Origin of the sequence: Pseudomonas sp. MONT-RG-20F-20-E-7-02, from assembly GCF_022662395.1 — a bacterium.
Classification (GTDB): Bacteria; Pseudomonadota; Gammaproteobacteria; order Pseudomonadales; family Pseudomonadaceae; genus Aquipseudomonas.
In genome coordinates this window covers 654,461-676,289 of sequence record NZ_JAKNQN010000001.1, presented here as the reverse complement: position 1 = coordinate 676,289, position 21,829 = coordinate 654,461, and the positions used below count along the sequence as shown (strand labels likewise).

Genomic DNA, 21,829 nt, shown 5'->3' with positions numbered 1-21,829 from the left:
ATCAGGCGGTCTGGCGCTCCTGTAAACGCCGGCCGGCCAACAGGCTGAGTACCGCGTCGATTACCCGTGGATCGGCCAGCACTTTCTGGTGCCCGCCTTGCTCCAGGCGCAACAGGCGGCTATCGAACCAGGCGTCATGAATGGCTTGCGCGGCTTTGACCGGCACGAAGGTGTCGTCTTCGGCGTGCACGATCAGGCCAGGGAGATTCATCTGGTAGTGGGCGACGTCCAAGTGTTTGAGCGGCATGCCAAAGGTCAGTTCGACCTCGTGGATAAACGCCGAGCGCGCCCGTGGCGGCAAACCGACCATGCCGGCAAACCCACGCAGCACATCAAGAAAACGCGACGGCGCGGCAATGCTCACCAGTGCTTCAGTACGTAACCCCAATTGCACCGCCAGCATCGCGCTGGCGCCACCCATGGAATGCCCCACCACCGCATGCAGCGGTGGCAGCTCAGCGGCGGCTTCGAGCATGGCGCGGGCGAATAACAGCACATGCGCCTCACGCCCCGGCGAACGGCCATGGGCGGGACCGTCCAGGGCAATCACTGAATAGCCGTCGGCCACCAAGGCCGTGATCAGGCTGGCGAACTGCGTGGGGCGCCCTTCCCAGCCGTGCATCAGCAGCACCGCCGGCCCTTGCCCCCAACGCAACGCCGACAAGCCGAACCGCAGGGTGATGCGCTCCGATTGCGCCAGCAGCGGCAGTTCCAAGTCACGCGGGGCCAGGTTGCGCGGCGTCATGAAGGTGCGGCGCAACTTACTGGCCACCATGTGCGGCGCCAGGCGGCCGACGGTGCCATTGAAGCCTCGAATCCAGGTTAATGCGCCCATCCTACGGCTCCTTTTTTCAGCGCACCGCCGACTTGGCTGCGCGTAGCACGCGGTCTGACAATTCACCTGGCCCGAGCGCACGCGCCAAGGCCAGGCCGCCGATCATCAAGGCCATATCCGCCAGGGCTTTGTCGGTGTCCTCGGGGCTGGGAGCCAATTGGGCGGCCATCAACTCCGTATGTTCGTTGAGCGCCAGGCGAAACTCATCCGGCAGGCGGCTCATCTCGCCTACGGTTGCCGGTATCGGGCACGCCTGGTCCGTCGAGTCGCGGTGCTTGCGCGACAAGTAGAACGCCGCCACCAGGGCTCTGCGCTCCTCGCCGGTCAGTTGTGCGTCCATGTCGTCAATCGATGCGCGACGCCGGGCCAGCAACTGAGTGAAGGCCTCCAGCATCAACGCGTCTTTGCTTTCAAAGTGGGCGTAGAAGCCACCGACCGTGAGCCCTGCTGCGCCCATGACTTCACCGACGCTAGGTTCGGCCGGGCCGCGCTGGATCAGCGCGGCGCTGGCAGCCTGCAAAATGCGTTCGCGGGTTTGCGCTTTTTTATCGCTCATCGTTGCCTCCGTCTTTCATGGGTTGAATATTATTACCATAATAATATTTGGCAAGCCACCCGCATGACCGCTCGTCCGAGCAGCGCAAATGAGATGAATGGAATAAAACGCCTGCCCCAGCCGTTATCGATGCAACGGACCGCAAACCGGAGAGAACGTCATGGCCTGGAGACAGCAACACGCCGATTGCGCAAGGATGGCCGGAGAGGCGCCCTACGTGTTTGCCAACGAATACACCGCCAACTTCATCAGCGGCTTTCGCACCGTGCTGATCGCCAAGGTGGAAGGAGAAGGCGTGGGCAACCAGCCGTTCGGCAAATTCTTCAATGACGCCGACGGAGTGGAATTGTGGAACGTCGCACTGGAGAACGCCCAGAACCGAGGCCCGCAAATCGATCAGCGAGGAGAGCTGGCGCGCATCAACAAATCACTGCGCACCGCCAACGTGGTGCAAAACATGCCGTAGCCTGCCGCGAAAAACCCAAACGCCAGACAAACAAAAGGGCCATTCAATAATTGAATGACCCTTAAAAATCCCGCAGAGCGGGTAATCGTGGCGTCCCCTAGGGGACTCGAACCCCTGTTACCGCCGTGAAAGGGCGGTGTCCTAGGCCACTAGACGAAGGGGACACAAACCTTCTATACAACTGATCAGCGCTGAGAACTGATCGATTCAAGGACGGTGTGGCCGGAACCTTGAACCTGTAAAATTGGTGGAGCTAAACGGGATCGAACCGTTGACCTCTTGCATGCCATGCAAGCGCTCTCCCAGCTGAGCTATAGCCCCGGATTTTTCGTCTCGCGACGCAGCAGACCTTTCGAGCTGCTTGTTGAAACTGGCGTCCCCTAGGGGACTCGAACCCCTGTTACCGCCGTGAAAGGGCGGTGTCCTAGGCCACTAGACGAAGGGGACAAAACCTTCTGTACAACCGATCAGAGCTGAGACCTGATCAATTCAAGGACGGTGTGGCCAGACCTTGAACCTGTAAATTGGTGGAGCTAAACGGGATCGAACCGTTGACCTCTTGCATGCCATGCAAGCGCTCTCCCAGCTGAGCTATAGCCCCTCATCGGTGAGGACGGGGCGAATCTTAATGGCGGTTTGAAAGGCTGTCAAATTTATTTTCAACAATTTTCAAAATTTTTTGCCGGGATAACAATCACTTACCGTTAAAACCCCGGAAAACCGGGGTTTTATCGTTACAGCCGGTTGCTTAGGCGATAGCGCCCAGCAGCTTTTCCCACTCTTTGTTTTCTTTCTTCGAAACACCCCCAAGCAAATCAAGGGCTTGGCGCAGACGGAAACGCGTGAGGTCCGGGCCGAGAATTTCCATCGCATCCAGCACCGACACCGAACTCGCCTGCCCAGTGATCGCGGCAAACATCAACGGCATGGCATCGCGCAATTTCAGCTCCAGGGACTCAACCACCGCCTGAATCGTCGCGGTGATCGCGTCCTTTTCCCACTGACGCAGGCTTTCGAGCTTCCACAGGATCAACTGCATCAACTGGCGAACCTGATCACCCGAGAGCTTCTTGGATTCAAACAGCTTGGCATCCGGGTTCACGCCACCGGCAAAGAAGAAGCTGGCCAGCGGGGCGACCTGGCTGAACGTCTCCACCCTGCCCTGCACCAGCGGCGCGATCTTCATCATGTATTCCGGGTTCAACGCCCACTGCTGCACACGCGTGGCGAACTCTTCCACCGGCAGGTCACGCAGCCACTGACCGTTGAGCCACGACAGCTTCTCGATGTCGAAAATCGGCCCGCCGAGGGACACGCGCGACAAGTCGAAGTTATCGACCATTTCCTGCAGCGAGAACTTCTCGCGCTCGTCCGGCATCGACCAGCCCATGCGGCCCAGGTAGTTGAGCATCGCTTCAGGCATAAAGCCCATGCGCTCGTAGAAGGTCACCGAGGTCGGGTTCTTGCGCTTGGACAGCTTGCTCTTGTCCGGGTTACGCAGCAGCGGCATGTAGCACAGCTGCGGCTGTTCCCAGCCGAAGTATTCGTAAAGCAGGATCAGTTTTGGCGCCGACGGCAGCCATTCTTCGCCGCGCAGCACGTGGGTGATGCCCATCAGGTGGTCGTCGACCACGTTGGCCAGGAAGTACGTCGGCAGGCCGTCGGTCTTCATCAGTACCTGCATGTCCATGCGGTCCCACGGGATTTCGACGTCACCGCGCAGCATGTCCGGCACCACGCACACGCCTTCGCTCGGCACCTTCATGCGGATCACGTGAGGCTCGCCAGCCGCCAGGCGTCGGGCCACTTCTTCCTTCGACAGCAGCAGCGCGCGGCCGTCATAGCGCGGGGTTTCGCCACGCGCCTGTTGCTCGGCGCGCATCTGGTCCAGTTCTTCGGCGGTGCAGAAGCACGGGAAGGCATGGCCCATGTCGACCAGTTGCTGGGTGTACTGCTTGTAGATGTCGCTGCGCTCGCTCTGGCGATACGGGCCGTGCGGGCCACCGACGTCCGGGCCTTCGGCCCAGGTAATGCCCAACCAGCGCAGCGCATCGAAAATCTGCTGTTCCGACTCACGGGTCGAGCGCAGTTGATCGGTGTCTTCGATCCGCAGGATGAATTCACCGCCGTGCTGCTTGGCAAAGCAGTAGTTGAACAAGGCGATGTAGGCAGTGCCGACGTGGGGATCCCCAGTAGGCGATGGCGCAATGCGCGTGCGGACGGTGGTCATGGCTGGTCTCGAATGGGCGATAAAACTGAAAATTGAAACAAGGGGCGAATGGTAACAGCCTGGGGTGGTTGGGCTCCAGACCGAGGTGATGCCATCGCAGGCAAGCCAGCTCCCACAGTTGAATGCAAGCACCTATCAAAATGTGGGAGCTGGCTTGCCTGCGATGAGGCCGGTGCAGTCACCGCCAATCAAACAGCCAACAACCGCTCCCGCAGCTTGCCGATCTCATCACGCGTTTGCGCCGCGGCCTCAAACTCAAGGTCCCGCGCCAGTTGGTACATCTTCTCTTCCAACTGCCGGATACGCTTGGTGATCTCACTCGGCGAGCGCAATTCGTTCTCGTACTTGGCGCTTTCCTCGGCGGCCTTGGCCATGCCCTTGCGCTTCTTGCTGCGCGAGCCCGGCACGGTGGCGCCTTCCATGATGTCGGCGACGTCCTTGAACACGCCTTTGGGGATGATGCCGTTCTCGAGGTTGAAGGCGATCTGCTTGTCACGCCGGCGCTCGGTCTCGCCAATCGCCCGCTCCATGGAGCCGGTGATGCGGTCCGCGTAGAGAATCGCGCGGCCATTGAGGTTACGCGCCGCGCGGCCGATGGTCTGGATCAACGAGCGCTCGGAGCGCAGGAAGCCCTCCTTGTCCGCATCGAGAATCGCCACCAGCGACACCTCCGGCATGTCCAGACCTTCGCGCAACAGGTTGATGCCCACCAGCACGTCAAAGGTGCCCAGGCGCAGGTCGCGGATAATCTCGACGCGTTCCACGGTGTCGATGTCCGAGTGCAAATAGCGCACACGCACGCCGTGGTCGGCCAGGTAGTCGGTCAAGTCCTCGGACATGCGTTTGGTCAACGTGGTGACCAGCACCCGCTCTTCCAGGGCCACGCGCTTGGTGATTTCCGAGAGCAAGTCGTCCACCTGGGTGAGCGCCGGGCGGATTTCGATTTGCGGGTCCACAAGACCGGTCGGGCGCACCAGTTGCTCGATCACGCGGCCAGCATGTTCGGCTTCGTAGTTACCCGGTGTGGCCGAGACGAAGATCGTCTGCGGGCTGATGCTCTCGAACTCGTCGAAGCGCATCGGCCGGTTATCCAGCGCCGATGGCAAACGGAAGCCGTATTCCACCAGGGTTTCCTTACGCGAGCGGTCACCTTTGTACATCGCACCGACCTGCGGCACGCTGACGTGGGATTCGTCGATCACCAGCAAGGCGTCATCCGGCAGGTAATCGAACAAGGTGGGCGGCGCCTGCCCGGATTCGCGCCCCGAGAGGTAGCGCGAGTAGTTTTCGATGCCGTTGCAGTAGCCCAGCTCCAGGATCATCTCCAGGTCGAAGCGGGTGCGCTGCTCCAGGCGCTGGGCTTCCACCAGCTTGTTGTTGGCGCGCAGGTAGTCCAGGCGCTCGACCAGCTCGGCCTTGATGCCTTCGATGGCGCCCATCAGCGTTTCACGCGGGGTCACGTAGTGGCTTTTCGGGTAGAAGGTGAAGCGCGGCAGCTTGCGAATCACCTCGCCGGTCAACGGGTCGAAGGCCGACAGGCTTTCAACTTCGTCGTCGAACAGCTCGATGCGGATGGCTTCGAGGTCGGATTCGGCCGGGTAGATGTCGATCACATCACCGCGCACACGGAAGGTGGCGCGGGCAAAGTCCATGTCATTGCGGGTGTACTGCAAGCTCGTCAGGCGACGCAGCAGCTCGCGCTGGTCGAGTTTGTCGCCGCGGTCCACGTGCAGCACCATCTTCAAATAGGTTTCCGGGCTGCCCAGGCCGTAGATGCACGACACCGTGGTGACGATGATCGCGTCCTTACGCTCCAGCAGCGCCTTGGTCGCCGACAACCGCATCTGCTCGATGTGGTCGTTGATCGACGCATCCTTCTCGATAAAGGTGTCGGACGACGGCACGTAGGCTTCGGGCTGGTAGTAGTCGTAGTAGGAAACGAAGTACTCCACCGCATTGTTCGGGAAGAACGCCTTGAACTCGCCATACAGCTGCGCGGCCAGGGTTTTGTTCGGCGCCAGCACCAACGTCGGGCGGTTGGTCTGCGCAATCACGTTGGCGATGCTGAAGGTCTTGCCCGAACCGGTCACCCCGAGCAGCGTCTGGTGCGCCAGGCCGGCCTCGATGCCTTCCACCATCAGGCGAATGGCTTCGGGTTGGTCGCCGGCGGGTTCAAAACGGGTGACGAGCTGGAAATCCGACATAACGTACCTCTTTCAGTCACCCCGGGCCTACAGCCGCCAAGGACGAAAATAGCTCAGCAACCCACGAATAATCATCGCAGGTTGCAGGAAAAAACCATGATAGCTGTAGAAGTGGTGGCGAATGTGACGGGTTTCAAGGCAATCGTCCTACCTGCCGTCGCTGACTCATGTTGCAATAAGACTAACGGTCGGCAAATAAACCGAAAAACTTGGCCGAAAAGCCGTTTCGGCTGTCGCCCTGCGCGTGGATGGTCTCTATACTAACTCCCCGTTTGTGCACCGCTCTAGTGCATTCGGCTGGAGCGCGACACGTCCCTCCCTTCCCCCATAGAGCTGCCGCAAAAATGAGCCTGTTCTCCGCTGTCGAAATGGCACCACGCGATCCAATCCTGGGCCTCAACGAAGCATTCAACGCCGACACACGAACCACCAAGGTCAACCTTGGCGTGGGCGTTTACTGCAACGAGGAGGGGAAGATTCCACTCTTGCGTGCCGTTGCCGAAGCGGAAGCCATTCGCGTGGCGCAACACGCCGCCCGTGGCTACTTGCCGATTGACGGCATCGTCGCCTACGACCAAGCCGTGCAAAAGCTGCTGTTCGGTGCTGACTCGCCACTGCTGAGCGCCGGCCGTGTGATCACCGCACAAGCCGTCGGCGGCACCGGCGCGCTGAAAATCGGCGCTGACTTCCTCAAGCAACTGCTGCCCAATGCCGTGGTTGCGATCAGCGACCCAAGCTGGGAAAACCACCAGGCGCTGTTCGAAAAAGCCGGTTTCCCGGTGCAGACCTACCGCTACTACGACGCCGCCACCCATGACGTGAACCGCGCCGGCCTGCTTGAAGACCTCAACGCCCTGCCGCCACAGTCCATCGTGGTGTTGCACGCCTGCTGCCACAACCCGACCGGCGTCGACCTGAGCCCGGCCGACTGGCAACAAGTGCTGGACGTGGTCAAGGCCAAGAACCTGGTGCCGTTCCTCGACATGGCCTACCAGGGCTTTGGCGACGGCATCCACGAAGACGCCGCCGCCGTGCGCCTGTTTGCTGAATCCGGCCTGACCTTCTTTGTCTCCAGCTCGTTCTCCAAATCGTTCTCGCTGTACGGCGAACGCGTGGGCGCGCTGTCGATCGTCAGCGAGTCCAAGGAAGAAAGCGCGCGCATCCTGTCCCAGGTCAAGCGCGTGATCCGCACCAACTACTCCAACCCGCCGACCCACGGCGCGGCGATTGTGGCGGCGGTGCTGAACAACCCTGAGCTGCGTGCCCAGTGGGAAGCGGAACTGGCTGAAATGCGCCTGCGCATCCGTGGCATGCGTGAGCAAATGGTCGCCGAACTGGCCAAGGCTGCGCCAGGCCACGACTTCAGCTTCGTCGGTCGCCAGCGCGGGATGTTCTCCTACTCCGGCCTGAGCGTTGAGCAAGTCACCCGTTTGCGCACCGAGTTTGGTATCTACGCGCTCGACACCGGCCGCATCTGTGTGGCCGCGCTGAACCAGTCGAACATTGGCGCGGTAACAAAGGCGATTGTTCAGGTTCTATAAACCTGCCAGCGTCATGCGAAGGGGAAGCCGGTGGCTTCCCCTTTTTATTGGCGAACACACTAGACTGAACCCCGACTGCCCTTTGCTGTGAGAACCCTATGAGAAACGACGACCTGGACCTGCGCGCCGACCGCGACGAACTGCACGACTTCACCCCGCGCGCCCCGCAAGCCAAGCGCCAGAAAAGCCTGGTGCTGCAAGTGGCGCTGGGTGTGTTCCTGGGTGGCTTGGCGCTATGGCTGGTGCAACTGGGCGCAACAGCGATTATGGCCAAATTGGCCATGGGCACCTTCCAGTTTGGCGGCTGATGAAGCTCCCACATTAAATCTGAGTGGCTACCAGACCGCGCTCTTCCAGCAACTTCACAAAACTGTTCAAACTCTGGGACACCGTGCCCCGACGCCAGATCAGCCAGGTATTGAGGATACGGAACGAGTCGGTCAACGGCCACACACTCACCGCCGTAAACCCCGGCATGCTTTCCAGCATGCTGCGCGGCATCAGTGCCAGGCCGGCCCCGGCGCTGACGCAGGCGAGCATGCCGTGGTAGGACTCCATCTCGAAGATCTTGCCCGGCACCGCACCATCCTGTGAAAACCAGCGCTCAAAGTGATGGCGATACGAGCAATTCGAGCGAAAGGTGTAGATGCTCTCCCCCGCCACATCCTGCCCGCGCGTGATCGGTGCGTGGTGCAGCGGCGCGATCACCACCATCTCCTCCTCAAATACCGCCACGCCTTCCAGGGTGGCATGCAGCACCGGCCCATCGACAAATGCCGCCGCCAGGCGCCCCGACAACACGCCCTCGATCATCGTGCCCGACGGCCCGGTGCTCAGGTCCAGCTCGACCTTGGCGTGTTTCTGGTTATACGCCGCCAGTAACGCAGGAATGCGCACCGCCGCCGTGCTCTCCAGCGACCCCAGCGCAAACGCGCCCTGGGGCTCCTCTCCGGCCACCGTTGCGCGGGCCTCTTGCACCAAGTCGAGAATACGCCGCGCATAACCGAGGAAATTCCACCCGGCCGGCGACAGGCGCAGGCGGCTCTTCTCGCGGATAAACAGCTCCACGCCCAAGTCCTGCTCGAGTTGCTTGATACGCGTGGTCAGGTTCGACGGCACGCGATGAATCAACTGCGCGGCGGCGCTGATGCTGCCTTGCTCGGCAACGGCCTTGAAGATTTCCAACTGCACCAGGTCCAAATCATTCTCCAATGTGATCGTTCCCACGCTCCGCGTGGGAACGCATCTTGTGACGCTCTGCGTCACAGCCTTGCGCCAACGTCAGGCGCAGAGCGCCAAGGGCGGCATTCCCACGCAGAGCGTGGGAACGATCTCACACTAATCATTCTCAATTTGAGAATGTATTGCTTAATATTATTCAGTTTCCAGAAAACATGCATCCCCGTAGGCTGAACCCATTCCACTCATTCAGCCGGACGGTGCCATGAACGCTATTTCTCACCAGACCCACGCCCTGTCGATCAACCCCGCCAACGGCGAAACGGTTGCCAGCTACCCCTACGAAACCGAGGCGCAATTGGACGCGGCCCTCAACCGCGCCACCGCTGCCTTCCGCACCTGGCGCCGCCAGCCGGTCAGCCAGCGTGCCGAATGGCTGCTGGCCCTGGCCGGTGCCCTGCGTGACCAAGCCGAAGATATGGCGCAGATGATTACCCTGGAAATGGGCAAGCCCATCGCCCAGGCCCGTGCCGAAATCGAAAAATGCGCGCAACTCAGCGAATGGTATGCCGCCCACGGCCCGGCCATGCTCGCCCCGGAACCGACGCTGGTGGATAACGGCAGCGCCCAGATCGAATACCGCCCGCTGGGCCCGATCTTTGCGGTCATGCCGTGGAATTTCCCGGTGTGGCAAGTGCTGCGCGGTGCCGTGCCGACCTTGCTGGCCGGTAACACCTACGTGCTCAAACATGCCCCCAACGTGATGGGCAGCGCCTACCTCATCCAGCAAGCGTTCCACAAAGCCGGTTTCGCCGACGGCATTTTTGAAGTGGTCAACGTCACCAACGACGGCGTCTCCAAGGCGATCGCCGACCCGCGCATCGCCGCCGTCACGCTGACCGGCAGCGTACGCGCCGGCATCGCCATCGGCTCCCAGGCCGGTGCCGCGCTGAAGAAATGCGTACTGGAACTGGGCGGTTCCGACCCGTTTATCGTGCTCAACGACGCTGACCTCGACGCTGCCGTGCAAGCCGCCGTGATCGGGCGTTTCCAGAACAGCGGCCAAGTCTGCGCTGCGGCCAAGCGCCTGATCATCGAAGAAGGCGTGGTGGAAGCCTTCACCGCTAAATTCCTTGAAGCCAGCCGCGCATTGGTGATGGGCGACCCGACCTCGACCAGCACCTACGTCGGCCCGATGGCCCGCTTCGACCTGCGCGACGAGCTGCACGGCCAGGTCCAGGCCACGTTGGAAGAAGGCGCAACCCTGCTGCTGGGCGGCAATAAAGTACCTGGCGTCGGCAACTACTATGAGCCGACCGTGCTGGCCAACGTCACCGACCAGATGACCTCGTTCAAACAGGAACTGTTCGGCCCCGTGGCCTCGATCATCACCGCCCGCGATGCCGACCACGCCGTGGCCCTGGCCAACGACAGCGAGTTCGGCCTGACCGCCAGCATCTTCACCACCGACGCGGCCAAGGCACGGGAGATTGCCAACAGGCTGGAAACCGGCGGGATCTTCGTCAACGCCTTCAGCGTGTCCGACCCTCGGGTGGCGTTTGGCGGTGTGAAAAAGAGTGGGTTCGGTCGGGAGCTGTCGCACTTTGGTGTGCGGGAATTCTGCAACGCGCAGACGGTGTGGCTGGATCGCAAGTAAATAGGCTCCCAGCCCCTGTGGGAGCTGGCTTGCCTGCGATGCTGACAGCTCGGTCAATCAGCTGTACTGAGGTGATGCAATCGCAGGCAAGCCAGCTCCCACCTTTGACCGAGGCTGCCTGGCGTTTAATCCACCATGACTTTACCGGTGGAAAACTAGGCGCTCAGCAACGGCAACGTCACCACAAACTCGCTGCCCTTGCCCTTGCCTGCGCTATTGGCCGTAACCTTGCCGCCGTGGGCTTCAACTAACTCTCGCACCACCGTCAAGCCGATGCCCAGCCCCGAGCCGTTGAAGCCGATCGCGTGTTCATCCTGCACATACGGGTCAAAGATCAGCGGCAGCGCCTTGGCCGAGACGCCGATGCCGTTGTCACAAATACTGATCCTCAGCTCATCCCCGGCACTGACCGACAGCACAATGCGGCCGCCTACCGGCGTGTACTTGGCGGCGTTGGCCAGCAAGTTATGCAGAATTTGCGCAAGGCGCCCGGGGTCACCACTGAGCATCAATTGGCCGTCAGGCAGGTGCGCATCGAACTGCTGCTTTTTCGCCCTCATCACCGGGCCGCACGCATCAATGGCGCTTCTGAGGATCTGCAACATGTCCACATCGCGTCGCTGGATACGCAGCTTGCCGGTGCTGACGCGGGACACGTCCAGCAAGTCGTCCACCAACTGCGAGATATGCTGCACCTGGCCTTCGATCAGCTCACGCATGCGCGGCAGCTGGTCACTCGGCAGGCGCACCATGCGCTCGGCGATCATGCTGATCGGCGTCAAGGGGTTGCGCAGCTCATGGGCCACCATCGCCAGGATGCTTTTCTGCTGATCCAGCGCGCGCTCGGCCGTCGCCTGCAGGTCTTGAGCGCTGAGTGCGGCGATCACCAACTGCGCATTTGCCTCGCGCAGCTCCTGGTACAAACGTTGCTCTTCCAGGCGCGGCGGGCTGGCGGCGTCCGATTGCGCGAGGAGGATCGCCAGCACCAATTGCTGGTTGGCCTCGATCACCTGCTCAACGTGCTGGGTATCCACCAGGCGGCTGCTGGCATCCGTCAGTTGCTGTTGCAGCGCGGCGAGCACGGCACGCGCCTCAACGGTTTTTTGCCCAAGCAGGAACAGTTCGTGAGCAGCAGTGGTCAGCTCACTTTCGTTGTTGCCGCCGGTTTCGCTCATGAGCAGGGCTCACACATGTTTGTCTCCCAGCGACACCTGCTTGGTCGGTCGCCCGCCCAGCAGCCCTTCCTGTTCCGGCAACATCTCGCGAATCTGCAGGCCGTTATCGTCGATGTGGTACTGGCGCAACTGATCGGAGTGGGCACTGGCACGCACCTTGACCACCGCCATGATGCGCAGCAAACGGCTCTCGACTTCGATGTACCGCTGCACGATGATCGCATCGGTCAAAAACGCCGTGCCGTAAGGGCTGAAACGCAAGTCGGTATAACGGTCTTCCAGCTCCGAGGTCATCAATACACTCACACCGGCAGACGTCAGCGCGGTGACCATGCGCGACAGCGATTCGCGAAAGTCCGCACGGAAGGTAGGCGCCAGCGCCAGTTCAAAGCCCGACAGCGAATCAATCACCACGCGAGTGGCATTCAAACGGCTGATCTCGCCGAGCAGCAACTGCACGATTTCGTCGATGGACAAGTCCGGCGCGCGGCTGTCCACCAGCCCAACCTGACCACTCTTGATCAAATCGGCCAGCTTGGGGTTTTGTGAATGGTTGGGCCGTTGCTCGAACACCGCAATCACCCCGGTTTCACCATTGCGTGCACCTTCCGCCAGGAAAGTCGCCGCCAGGATGCTCTTGCCCGACCCCGACGGCCCGGCCACCAGCAGCGAATAGCCGCGCGGCAGGCCGCCGCCGAGCATCTCATCGAGTGCCGGCACGCCCATTTTCAGGCGCGTGATCGGGAACGTCGACGGCGCTTCAATGGCGCGATTGAGCGCGGCCGGCGGGAACACCTTGATTCCCGAGGTGGCAATTCGGAAGGTGTGCAGCCCCGGCAACGTCGGCTGGCCGCGCATCTTCATGATTTCCATCTTGCGCACCATCGAGTTGCGCTCGACGCTTTGGCGCAGCCAGATCAGGCCATCGGCCACCGTGAAAATCGGGTTGGTGTCGGTTTCGGTGAAATATTCGCCGATCAGGAAGGTCGTCGCCTGCCAGGTGGTCATCAACATGCCCAACTGCTGGATGAACTGCGGCAGGTTGTTGTTGGGGTTGTGCTGGGTCTGGCTGGCCAGCACCACGGAGCGGAACGAGTCGACAAACACCAGCGACGGCGAATGTACCTCCACCTCGCTGACGATACGCCTTAACACTTCGTCCAAATCCCCGGCCAGGGTGTCGTCGGCCAGGTTGATATAGCGGATCGACTGGTTGATCGCATCGTTGTCGAAAAAATCGAATTGCTGCTGGTAACGCAGCATCTTCAGCGGCGGCTCACCGAGTACGGTAAAGAACAGCGCCGGGCGTTCTGGCGTGGCCAGGGCAAACATCATCTGGTGCGCCAGCGTGGTTTTGCCACAGCCTGGTGGGCCGGCGATGAGGTTGAACGAAAACTCCGGCAGGCCACCGCCCAGGACCTCGTCCAGTCCTGGCACACCGGTGGCCAGACGGTTGATAGTCACTTTGGTGCTCATGGCGAAATTTCCTGCGAAGAGGTGTCGCTCGAAGAAGGCTGCCACACGTCAACCAGCAGACGTGCGGTGAGTGAAGGCCCGATCAGCGTGGTCAGAAGCTCGTAGAGGGTAGTCAGCAACACCTCACCGAAAAACAGCGCATCGGTTTCGTTCTGCTCGACGAGTACGGATTTGAGGGCAAGCAAATCCATCGCGGCCGGCACACTGTCGAAGGTGGCGGCCAGGCGTGGATGGGTAGAGACGCACAGATGGAAGCTGCGGCGGTACAGCGCGGCAACGCCCTGCTGGCCAATGATGGGCGTAAGTGCTGCGCCCATATCCTGCAAAATCGAAACAATCGCCTCGGTAATGCTTGCAGTGTCAGCGTGCGGACCAACACGGTGCGCCAGAGAAGCTACGATCCGGCGGCTCTCTTCGCTAAGCGTGGGCATGTCTGACTAATATCTGATGGAAAGAGATTGATGGTACACCCTCTCTCGTGAGATAGAGCCCCCTGTGAAGCAACTGGCCAAATGCGCTCCCCCTGCCCGCCACGATCGACTACCATACCGCGCCGGTTCCCACACGGGACTAATAGGGAATTCGAAGCGCGGCCCATTGCGCCAATCGAAACTGCCCCCGCAACTGTAGGTGCTGAGCCTGCTCCACATCGCCACTGGGCATTGCCCGGGAAGGCCGGAGCGTGGCGACGACGCATCAGTCAGGAGACCTGCCGGCCAAGCAAAACCACTAACCGGCGGGGTGTCCGGGAAGGCCATCCGTGCCCTGCAAGACTGCAGCGTTCGTGGGTGTATTTCCGCGCCGTACCTCCCCTGTTTTCACGTACGGTTCACCTGGAGACTGCCCCATGCTGCCACGCGTTACCGCCCTGATCGCCAGCCTCGGCTTCTGTGCCCTGGCCCACGCCACGCCGACGCATTACCCGCTGACGGTGCAGAACTGCGGCACCACACAGACCTTTGAGCAGGCGCCCGCGCGCAGCGTGACTATTGGCCAGGCCGCCACCGAGATGCTTTACGCCTTGGGTGTGGGCAACACCGTGGTCGGCACCTCGCTGTGGTTCAACAGCGTGTTGCCGCCGTTCAAGGCGCAGAACGACCGCATCGAGCGCCTGGCCGACAACGAGCCGAGCTTTGAAGCCGTCATCGCCAAACGCCCGCAACTGGTGGCCGCCGAGCTGGAATGGGTGGTCGGCCCACAAGGCGTGGTCGGCACCCGCGAGCAGTTTCAAGAATTGAAGATTCCCACCTACGTGCTGCCCTCCGACTGTGAAGGCAAGGACAATCTGGTGGGCGCCGACGGCACGCGGCTGGAACCGTTTCACATCGAAACCATTTACAAGAGCATCAGCCAACTGGCCGAGATCTTCGACGTGCAAGCGCGCGGCCAACAATTGAACGACGAACTCAAGGCGCGCCTGGCCAAGTCTGTCGCCACCGCACAAGGCAAAGGCCTCAAGCAAGCCAGCGCATTGGTGTGGTTCTCCAGCGCCGAAATGGCCAGTGACCCCTACGTGGCCGGCCACAAGGGCATTCCCGAATTCATGCTCCAAACCCTGGGCCTGCACAACGTGGTGCAGTCCGATGAAGAGTGGCCCGCCGTCGGCTGGGAAACCATCGCCAAGGCCAACCCGACCTTCCTGGTGATCGCGCGCATGGACCGCCGCCGCTACCCGGCCGACGACCATGAAAAGAAACTCGCCTTCCTGCGCAGCGACCCGGTGACGCGCAACATGGACGCGGTGAAGAACAACCGCATCATCATTATTGACGCCCTGGCGCTGCAAGCCAGCCTGCGCATGTTCGATGGCCTGGAACAACTGGCCGGCGCCATCGACGGCTACGACCTGCGCAAATGACCCGCACCCTACTCGCCCTCGCGCTGCTGTTGCTCGCCGTGCTCGCCGGCGTGGCCATCGGCGAAACCGCCATCGAGCCACACGTGGTGTTGCAGGTGCTCGCCAACAAACTATGGGGCGCCGGTTACGTGCTGGACCCGATCGATGCAGGCGTGGTGTGGAACTACCGACTGACCCGCGCCCTGGTCGCCGCTGCGTGCGGTGCCGGGCTGGCGACCTGCGGGGTGATTTTGCAGTCGTTGTTGCGCAACCCGTTGGCCGACCCGTACCTGCTGGGCATCAGTGCCGGCGCCTCGACCGGCGCGGTGTTGGTGGCGTTGATCGGCGTGGGCGGCGGGCTGATTTCGCTGTCGGCCGGCGCGTTTGTCGGGGCCATGGCGGCCTTTGCGCTGGTGATTTTGCTGGCACGCGCCAGCGGTTCGTCCAGCGGCACCGGGCAGATCATCCTGGCGGGCATCGCCGGCTCGCAGTTGTTCAATGCGTTGACCGCGTTCCTGATCACCAAGTCGGCCAGTTCCGAACAGGCGCGCGGCATCCTGTTCTGGCTGCTGGGCAACCTCAGCGGCGTGCGCTGGCCGTCGGTGTGGCTGGCGGTGCCGGTGGCGGTCGCCGGGCTGGCGGTGTGTTTGTGGCACCGGCGTGCGCTGGATGCGTTTACCTTTGGCACCGACTCGGCGGCGTCGCTGGGCATCCCGGTGCGGCGTGTGCAGTTTGTATTGGTGGGCTGCGCGGCGCTGGTGACGGCGGTGATGGTGTCGATTGTCGGCTCTATCGGCTTTGTCGGGCTGGTGATTCCCCACGCCGTGCGCCTGCTGGTCGGCACCGCCCACTCGCGGTTGCTGCCGGCCAGTGCGTTGGGCGGCGCGCTGTTTTTGATTGCCGCCGATGTGCTGTCGCGCACCTTGATCAAAGGCCAAGTGATTCCGGTCGGTGTGGTCACGGCATTGGTGGGCGCGCCCGTGTTTGCGTTGATTTTGATTGGCCGGAGGAACGCGCGATGACGGTGCTGAGTTGCACGGGCCTGGGCTTCAAGGTGCGCGACGTCGAGCTGCTACGCGATATTCACCTTGAAGTGCAGTTGGGCGAAACCTTGGGCATCGTCGGCCCGAACGGCTCCGGCAAGTCCACCCTGCTCAAGCTGCTCGCGGGTTTGCGTGCGCCTGGCAGCGGCGAAGTGCGACTCGGCGGCCAGCGCCTGGGCGAACTGTCGCGCCGCACCATTGCGCAACAGCTGGCGGTGGTGGAGCAGCAAGCCGACACCGATGACGCGATCCGCGTATTCGACGCCGTGGCGCTGGGCCGTACGCCGTGGCTGTCGGCCTTGAGCCCGTGGTCCAGCGCAGATGACACCATCGTCAACCAGGCGCTGCACGATGTGGACGCCACCCACCTGGGCAAACGCGCCTGGCGCAGCCTCTCCGGCGGTGAGCGCCAACGCGTGCACATCGCCCGCGCCCTGGCGCAACGGCCGCAGATTTTGCTGCTGGATGAGCCGACCAATCACCTGGATATCCAGCACCAACTGGCGATCCTGAAGGGCGTACAGGCGTTGCCGGTGACCACCTTGATCGCCCTGCATGACCTTAACCAGGCGCTGACCTGTGACCGCCTGGCCGTGTTGGATCGCGGACGTTTGGTGGCGCTGGGCAAGCCGATGGACGTGTTGACGCCCAGACGCTTGCAGGAAACGTTCGGTGTGCAGGCGCATTACCTGACGGACCCGTTCGATGGTGCGCAGATCCTGCGGCTGCGCTCCAACTGACAACTTGAATGAGGCTGTTCCAACTGTGGGAGCTGGCTTGCCTGCGATGGCGGTGTGTCAGCTCAGGATAGGCCACTGATCCACCGCCATCGCAGGCAAGCCAGCTCCTACATTCGGACTGCGGCGCGCTATAGAGACCGGTGCATATGCGTGGTGCGCCACACCGGATCGGCTTCGATGTCGACAATCTCAAACCCCTGTCGAAGCCAGAAATCAATCGCCCCCGCCAGAAACGGATGGGTGTGCAGGTAAACCACCTCCACGCCATCCGCCCGTGCCTTGATCTCCAGCGCGCGGTACAACTCGCCCGCCAGGCCAAAGCGCCGAAAGGCCGGGCGTACAAACAGGCGGACCACCTCCACCGTTTTAAGCCCTCGGTAATCCAATTGCGGGAAACGACCGTCATAGGGCAAATAGCCGATGGCGGCCACGATCTGGCCTTCAGCGCGGGCGATCAAGCATTGCCCGTCACCCTCAAGGTAGGTGGCTGCAAACTGCGCCAGGTCGGCGGGCATGCCTGTGGCACTGAGCTTGGGAAACAACTCGGCACGCGCCTGCAGTAGGAAGGCCAACACGTCAGGGATGTCGGCGACGGTAACCGCCTGGAGGATGGGGCGTTGGCTCACAGGACCTTGATCCGGGTTATCCCCACCACCTCTGCCTGCTCCAAAATCTCAGCGGGTGTCGCATCCGCAGCAGGCAGGATCAACCCATTCTCCGCATCGCCGAAATGCAATTGCAGCAGGTGCATTGCCGCCTCATGCAACGGCAATTCAGACTGTTTGAGTTCAAAAACATGGGTGCGAGGCTCGTCGTTGAACAGGTAATTCAGCGTGTATTCGCGCATGGTGGCGTCCTTGTGATCAAAGGGAAGCAGCTGATTAACCTGACTGATCGATCAGTTTTTAAGTTCCCGTGCGGCGACGCCACGGTGACGATCGGCTGGGGTTGCCGACGCCTTGATGTGCGCCGTGATCCACGCTCGGCTATGGTTAAGCACCGCCTGCGCCATCGCCACCGGAAAATGAATAAACCCATGGGCGGAATCCGCTAGCAGGTAGGTTTCAACCTCAGCCACCCCGCCCCATCGCTCAGCGAGCTGCAGCGTGTCATCTTTCAGCGGGTCCAACTCGCCCACAAACATCAACGCCGGCGGCAACCCGCTGAAGTCGCCATACAACGGCGACAGCGGCGGCTGCCGCCGTTGTTCGTCACTCAGCCCTGGCGTCAGCATTTGCAACGCCGTGACCATTCCCGGGCCATCGAGCAGCAAGGTGTCCGGCCCGGCGGTGCGCACGCTCGGCGTGCCGGCCAAATCGTAAACGCCGTAATACAACACCGCGCCGCTCACCCGTTCAAGCAAATCCGGCCATTGTTTGAGCGCCAGCAAGGTCGCGGCCGCCAAGTGCCCGCCCGCCGATTCACCGACGATGAACACCGGCAAGCCGGCAAACTCATCGGCACTCAGCAACCAACGCGCCGCCGCCAGGCAGTCGTCCATCAGGCCTTCAATCGGGGTGTCGACCGCCAGCCGATAATCCACCGATACCACCGCCACCTCACAGGCGCGCACCATGCCCAGGTTGAGGTCATCATCCATCTGCGCATTGCCGATCACCCAGCCGCCGCCGTGGATATCCAACACCACGCCCTTGGGCTGGCCTTGCGGCCGCAGGATGCGCACGGGCACTGCGCCCACCTGCCGAGTCTCGGCCACAGGCGCTTTTTTGAGCGTTTGACTGACCCGCAGCAGCGCCTGGATCACACGCGGCGTGACGCGGTTGCGGACCTTAAAGCGCGGCAGCCACGCGAGCTTTTTGTTGAACGCGCGCATCTGCGCCAGCTCAGGCGCGCTGGCAGGCCAAGGGGTGTGGGCCATCAGCGGTTATTCCGTAAAATCGAAAAATTCAACGCCGCCGCGACACTCAGCCACGCCAGGTAAGGCAACAGGATAAGCCCGGTGATCAGGTCCAGCCGCAGTGTCATCACCACCAGCGCCGCCACCACCAGCCACAGCAGCACGATCACCACCATCCCGGCGAAAAGGCGATGCGCGCCGAAGAACACCGGTGTCCACAGCGTGTTCAAGGCAATCTGCGCCGCCCACAAGCCCAGGGCCAGTTGGCTGCCGGGGATCAGGGTCAAGCGATAGCCCGCCCAGGCGAGCAGCAGATAGATGACCGTCCAGGCCACCGGGAACAGCCAATTGGGCGGCGTGAAGCTGGGTTTGACCAGTGCTTCGTACCATTGGCCCGGTTTGAAAATAATCCCGGTACTGGCGGCCGCGCCGCAGGCGATGAGAAAAATAAGCACGATCATGAGCTGTCCACTGTCAGGTTTATTTCAAGATAGGACGCCTGTAGAACGGGTAAAAGTTCACAAATGATCAGGCGCCACGATCTTCAGCCACGGCCAGCGCGCTTGATAACTCCTGGCCTTGGCCGCAAACAGCTCGGGTTCAGGGTGATAAGGATTGATCCGCAGCAGGCCCTGCTCCACATCCGCCAACCCGTAAGGCGCGTACACCTCGCCCGTTGCAATCTCCAGCCCGATGCAGGTGCCCGCCACCAGGTAACGATCAACACCTTGTTTAGCGGTATGCAATTGTGGGTAAGGCCGGCCGAAGCGCTCGCCATACCAGAGGTGGACCCGCGCTTGATTCTTGACCTCGACGTTGACGCCCAAGTCTTGAAATAGCTGATCGGCCGCGCGGATGACTGCGTCCTCAGCCTCGTAGGACAGGTCTGTGTCGAAGTAAAAAACGTCGTAGTCCTTAACCCCCTGGGCGGCGGGAAGGTTCGACTGATGGTTCCACACCGCCTGGAACAGACAGCCCGCCGTGAGCATGCACTGCTCCACGCCGAGATCGGGCAAGCGCGCAGTGATTTCGGCATTAATGGGGTTGGCCATGGCCAGTTCGAGCAGGGTGTCGACGGTCAATGTCATGTTTAATCCTGGGTGATCGCGCCTGAGCGTGGTTAACGATAGGTTACCTGAACGCAGTGTAACCCGGCCGCTAGCGACCTTTGTGGCGAGCGGGCTTGCCCCGCGTTGGGCTGCGAAGCGGCCCCAAAACCAGCCACTGGGTTGTGCCTGGCACACCGCATTCCTCATGGATTGGGGCTGCTGCGCAGCCCAACGCGGGGCAAGCCCGCTCGCCACACAAAAAAAGCAGTTCACCACAAAAGGTCTACTCACCACAGAGGATGTGGCGGCCCACACGGCAGGTGAACGGACCGCAGCGCCTTGCTCCATTGCCTACGCTTACGTCAGAATCCGCCGGCTTGTGTGCTGAGGTGGCCGTCTCTAAGGTTGCTCGGTCGCTGAATCGTTCAGTGATCGGGTTTAGTAGCCCACGGTTTAACCTAACAAGTGCATAAGCTTCATCTGTCAGGCTTTCGGGTCTGTGCTTGATGGTGGCTGTGCGTAGGGCGCTCTCGGGCGCGCCGGTTTTGTTAGGTTCCCCCGGTCTACTAACCTGCGTACAGCTACCGCCTTTTCGTTTAGTAGCGATGAGGTTATAGCCCAAGCAAGGAACTTAACAATGGCTAACGTCAAACCAGATTCAACCACCCTCTTCACCGTCGTCCCCGACACCAGCACCGAAACCCTGATCACCAACAGCTACGAAACCTTCGCCTCAGTCAGCACGCTCCTGCTCGACCTGGCCGAAGACCTGCGCGGCAAACACCGCGACATTGCACTGGCGATCCACCAACTGAGCGAGCTGGGCGTGCTGCTCACGGCCAAACTCCTCGACCGTGAAGCGCCCTGCCCTGGCTGATGATTAGCCTTTGAGCTCACCCGCGCGATTGCTCGCCGCGTCGTCGTAAGCCACATACAGCGACTCGGCGATCTGGCTTTTGATGGCTTTGGTGGCTTCCAGGCCGAGCACGAAACCTTCGGCCTTGCCGCCAGCGCGGTTGAGTTCTTCATGGGTGGCGGCGCCGGTGATGGCGTCAAGCAGCTTGGCGGCGTGCGGGCCTACGCCTTTGGGCAGGGAGATTTGGTCGATGGACATGGCGATACCTTAGAAAAATAGAGGTCGGTAGCGCGTGAAACCACTGCCGGGGTTGGCATGGTAGACCGGTTAGCCAAGAAAGGGGCTGCTTTCGGCCAGATGCTTACAAATCGCCCTACTGCTCCACACTGCGCACCAACACCCCAAAAAGCTCCCCTCGCGGCATTTCGCTCAGCACAATCCCAGCATTCTCAAACCACTCCCGCCCCGCCTCCGGATGCGGCCCGCTCAGCACCACCACGCCTTTCTCATAGGTGTAGCGCGCGGCTGCCACATCCCCGTTTCGGTAGGTGGCGATGGCGGTATAAGGCGACGCCCCGTCAGCCTTGGGAAAGTAAGGGCCATCCTGGTAAAACACGCTGTCCGGCTGCCCATCCCACACCACCCGCACTGCCGCATCGTCAATGCCCGACACCTCAAAGCCCGGCCGGCCTGCTTCGGAATCCAAATCCTGCGGGATTAAGCCAAGGTTGCTGTCATCGGCAAGATACGCCCCCATGCACAGGCCCAAATAGCGCCCGCCCTTGGCGACGTACTCACGAATAGCCTCAGCGCGCGCATCCCCAAGGCTGGCGAGGGCAGCCGGAATATCCTGGCCGCCGCCCGGTTGCACATAGAGGTCATAGCGCGCGAGGTTTTGCGCGGTGATGTCGACCGGCTCATCCGCACCGACAAAGTCGATCTGATAAGCCGGGCTCAGGCGCTGCAAGGCCTTTTTCACGTTCTCGGAACAGTCATCACAGCCGGCCGGGCCTCGGTAGATCGCCACATGGGTGATGGACGTGGCGGCGTGCGCGAATGGTGCTTGCAGCATGGCAAACGCAAGAAACACGGGGGCGATAACGGACAGGTTCATGGTGGTTGGCTCA

23 protein-coding genes, 4 tRNA genes and 1 riboswitch are annotated in these 21,829 nt (G+C 61.6%); of the genes, 8 read left to right on the top strand and 19 right to left on the bottom strand.

The genetic code is table 11. From position 1 onward, the window contains the following. Position 1: 1 nt before the first annotated feature. Positions 2-835: an alpha/beta fold hydrolase gene (locus tag L8I05_RS03055; protein ID WP_242167158.1), complete on the bottom strand. Its 834-nt coding sequence runs from the start codon at positions 833-835 to the stop codon at positions 2-4. A gap of 16 nt (positions 836-851) precedes the next feature. Beyond that, positions 852-1,391, bottom strand: a complete 540-nt coding sequence (locus tag L8I05_RS03050; protein WP_242167157.1) for a TetR/AcrR family transcriptional regulator — start codon at positions 1,389-1,391, stop codon at positions 852-854. Between the two features lie 160 nt (positions 1,392-1,551). Between L8I05_RS03050 and L8I05_RS03045 the strand changes: the two genes are divergently transcribed. Beyond that, the gene (locus tag L8I05_RS03045) at positions 1,552-1,857 is read left to right on the top strand and encodes a hypothetical protein (RefSeq protein ID WP_242167156.1); all 306 of its coding nucleotides are present in this window, start codon (positions 1,552-1,554) and stop codon (positions 1,855-1,857) included. Between the two features lie 88 nt (positions 1,858-1,945). Here L8I05_RS03045 and L8I05_RS03040 read toward each other — a convergent pair. The 6 genes from L8I05_RS03040 to uvrB form a co-directional block, all read right to left on the bottom strand. Further along, positions 1,946-2,021, bottom strand: a tRNA-Glu gene (locus tag L8I05_RS03040). An 81-nt stretch (positions 2,022-2,102) separates the two neighbouring features. Further along, positions 2,103-2,178, bottom strand: a tRNA-Ala gene (locus L8I05_RS03035). 50 nt (positions 2,179-2,228) lie between these two features. Beyond that, positions 2,229-2,304, bottom strand: a tRNA-Glu gene (locus L8I05_RS03030). Between the two features lie 78 nt (positions 2,305-2,382). Further along, positions 2,383-2,458: transfer RNA gene (locus L8I05_RS03025), tRNA-Ala, on the bottom strand. 147 nt (positions 2,459-2,605) lie between these two features. Beyond that, positions 2,606-4,087, bottom strand: coding sequence for a glutamate--tRNA ligase (gene gltX / locus L8I05_RS03020; RefSeq protein ID WP_242167155.1), 1,482 nt, complete (start codon positions 4,085-4,087; stop codon positions 2,606-2,608). Between the two features lie 188 nt (positions 4,088-4,275). Beyond that, a complete protein-coding gene (gene uvrB / locus L8I05_RS03015) occupies positions 4,276-6,291 on the bottom strand; it encodes an excinuclease ABC subunit UvrB (protein WP_177017514.1) in 2,016 nt (671 codons plus the stop codon). 344 nt (positions 6,292-6,635) lie between these two features. Here uvrB and L8I05_RS03010 point away from each other — a divergent pair, with 344 nt between their 5' ends. After that, positions 6,636-7,832, top strand: coding sequence for an amino acid aminotransferase (locus L8I05_RS03010; protein WP_197627412.1), 1,197 nt, complete (start codon positions 6,636-6,638; stop codon positions 7,830-7,832). Between the two features lie 98 nt (positions 7,833-7,930). Continuing rightward, a complete protein-coding gene (locus tag L8I05_RS03005; protein ID WP_159958220.1) occupies positions 7,931-8,140 on the top strand; it encodes a hypothetical protein in 210 nt (69 codons plus the stop codon). 13 nt (positions 8,141-8,153) lie between these two features. Here the strand turns inward: L8I05_RS03005 and L8I05_RS03000 are convergent, their stop codons facing one another. After that, positions 8,154-9,032, bottom strand: a complete 879-nt coding sequence (locus L8I05_RS03000) for a LysR family transcriptional regulator (protein ID WP_242167470.1) — start codon at positions 9,030-9,032, stop codon at positions 8,154-8,156. Positions 9,033-9,276: 244 nt separating this feature from the next. On the opposite strand from L8I05_RS03000, the gene L8I05_RS02995 reads away from it, so the two are divergent. Next, the gene (locus tag L8I05_RS02995) at positions 9,277-10,668 is read left to right on the top strand and encodes an aldehyde dehydrogenase family protein (RefSeq protein ID WP_242167154.1); all 1,392 of its coding nucleotides are present in this window, start codon (positions 9,277-9,279) and stop codon (positions 10,666-10,668) included. A 155-nt stretch (positions 10,669-10,823) separates the two neighbouring features. Here L8I05_RS02995 and L8I05_RS02990 read toward each other — a convergent pair whose 3' ends face one another. Genes L8I05_RS02990 through L8I05_RS02980 form a run of 3 tightly spaced genes read right to left on the bottom strand, consistent with a single transcriptional unit; the run spans position 10,824 to position 13,750 of the window. After that, complete coding sequence (locus L8I05_RS02990; RefSeq protein WP_242167153.1) at positions 10,824-11,843, bottom strand: HAMP domain-containing sensor histidine kinase; 1,020 nt, start codon at positions 11,841-11,843, stop codon at positions 10,824-10,826. Between the two features lie 9 nt (positions 11,844-11,852). Next, entirely contained in the window at positions 11,853-13,319 is a 1,467-nt protein-coding gene (locus L8I05_RS02985; RefSeq protein ID WP_242167152.1) for an ATPase domain-containing protein, read from the bottom strand. Beyond that, the gene (locus L8I05_RS02980) at positions 13,316-13,750 is read right to left on the bottom strand and encodes a hypothetical protein (RefSeq protein ID WP_232109212.1); all 435 of its coding nucleotides are present in this window, start codon (positions 13,748-13,750) and stop codon (positions 13,316-13,318) included. Before L8I05_RS02980 ends, L8I05_RS02985 begins: the two co-directional genes overlap by 4 nt. Before the next feature lie 106 nt (positions 13,751-13,856). After that, a riboswitch (cobalamin riboswitch) is annotated at positions 13,857-14,051 on the top strand. A 115-nt stretch (positions 14,052-14,166) separates the two neighbouring features. On the opposite strand from L8I05_RS02980, the gene L8I05_RS02975 reads away from it, so the two are divergent. The 3 genes from L8I05_RS02975 to L8I05_RS02965 are packed head-to-tail and all read left to right on the top strand — an operon-like array spanning position 14,167 to position 16,939. Then, a complete protein-coding gene (locus L8I05_RS02975) occupies positions 14,167-15,177 on the top strand; it encodes an ABC transporter substrate-binding protein (RefSeq protein ID WP_242167151.1) in 1,011 nt (336 codons plus the stop codon). Further along, entirely contained in the window at positions 15,174-16,178 is a 1,005-nt protein-coding gene (locus L8I05_RS02970) for an iron ABC transporter permease (RefSeq protein ID WP_159958232.1), read from the top strand. The genes L8I05_RS02975 and L8I05_RS02970 overlap by 4 nt, the downstream gene beginning before the upstream one ends. Next, on the top strand, positions 16,175-16,939 hold the full coding sequence (locus L8I05_RS02965; protein ID WP_242167150.1) for an ABC transporter ATP-binding protein: 765 nt from the start codon (positions 16,175-16,177) through the stop codon (positions 16,937-16,939). Before L8I05_RS02970 ends, L8I05_RS02965 begins: the two co-directional genes overlap by 4 nt. Positions 16,940-17,067: 128 nt before the next feature. On the opposite strand, the gene L8I05_RS02960 is transcribed toward L8I05_RS02965, so the two are convergent. From L8I05_RS02960 to L8I05_RS02940, 5 genes are read right to left on the bottom strand one after another with little or no spacing between them, the layout of a single operon-like run. Continuing rightward, a complete protein-coding gene (locus L8I05_RS02960; RefSeq protein WP_242167149.1) occupies positions 17,068-17,565 on the bottom strand; it encodes a GNAT family N-acetyltransferase in 498 nt (165 codons plus the stop codon). Further along, positions 17,562-17,786, bottom strand: coding sequence for a hypothetical protein (locus L8I05_RS02955; protein ID WP_177017503.1), 225 nt, complete (start codon positions 17,784-17,786; stop codon positions 17,562-17,564). Before L8I05_RS02955 ends, L8I05_RS02960 begins: the two co-directional genes overlap by 4 nt. Before the next feature lie 51 nt (positions 17,787-17,837). Next, positions 17,838-18,818 (bottom strand): alpha/beta hydrolase, encoded by a 981-nt coding sequence (locus tag L8I05_RS02950; RefSeq protein ID WP_242167148.1) that lies wholly within the window; start codon positions 18,816-18,818, stop codon positions 17,838-17,840. Then, complete coding sequence (locus L8I05_RS02945) at positions 18,818-19,258, bottom strand: TspO/MBR family protein (RefSeq protein ID WP_242167147.1); 441 nt, start codon at positions 19,256-19,258, stop codon at positions 18,818-18,820. Before L8I05_RS02945 ends, L8I05_RS02950 begins: the two co-directional genes overlap by 1 nt. A gap of 57 nt (positions 19,259-19,315) precedes the next feature. Continuing rightward, complete coding sequence (locus L8I05_RS02940) at positions 19,316-19,885, bottom strand: nucleotidyltransferase family protein (RefSeq protein WP_242167146.1); 570 nt, start codon at positions 19,883-19,885, stop codon at positions 19,316-19,318. A 598-nt stretch (positions 19,886-20,483) separates the two neighbouring features. Between L8I05_RS02940 and L8I05_RS02935 the strand changes: the two genes are divergently transcribed. Further along, the gene (locus L8I05_RS02935; RefSeq protein WP_242167145.1) at positions 20,484-20,723 is read left to right on the top strand and encodes a DUF6124 family protein; all 240 of its coding nucleotides are present in this window, start codon (positions 20,484-20,486) and stop codon (positions 20,721-20,723) included. Between the two features lie 3 nt (positions 20,724-20,726). On the opposite strand, the gene L8I05_RS02930 is transcribed toward L8I05_RS02935, so the two are convergent. Both L8I05_RS02930 and L8I05_RS02925 read right to left on the bottom strand, forming a co-directional pair. Further along, positions 20,727-20,960, bottom strand: a complete 234-nt coding sequence (locus L8I05_RS02930) for a hypothetical protein (protein ID WP_177017500.1) — start codon at positions 20,958-20,960, stop codon at positions 20,727-20,729. 115 nt (positions 20,961-21,075) lie between these two features. After that, positions 21,076-21,816, bottom strand: coding sequence for a BPL-N domain-containing protein (locus tag L8I05_RS02925; protein ID WP_242167144.1), 741 nt, complete (start codon positions 21,814-21,816; stop codon positions 21,076-21,078). Positions 21,817-21,829: the final 13 nt, after the last annotated feature.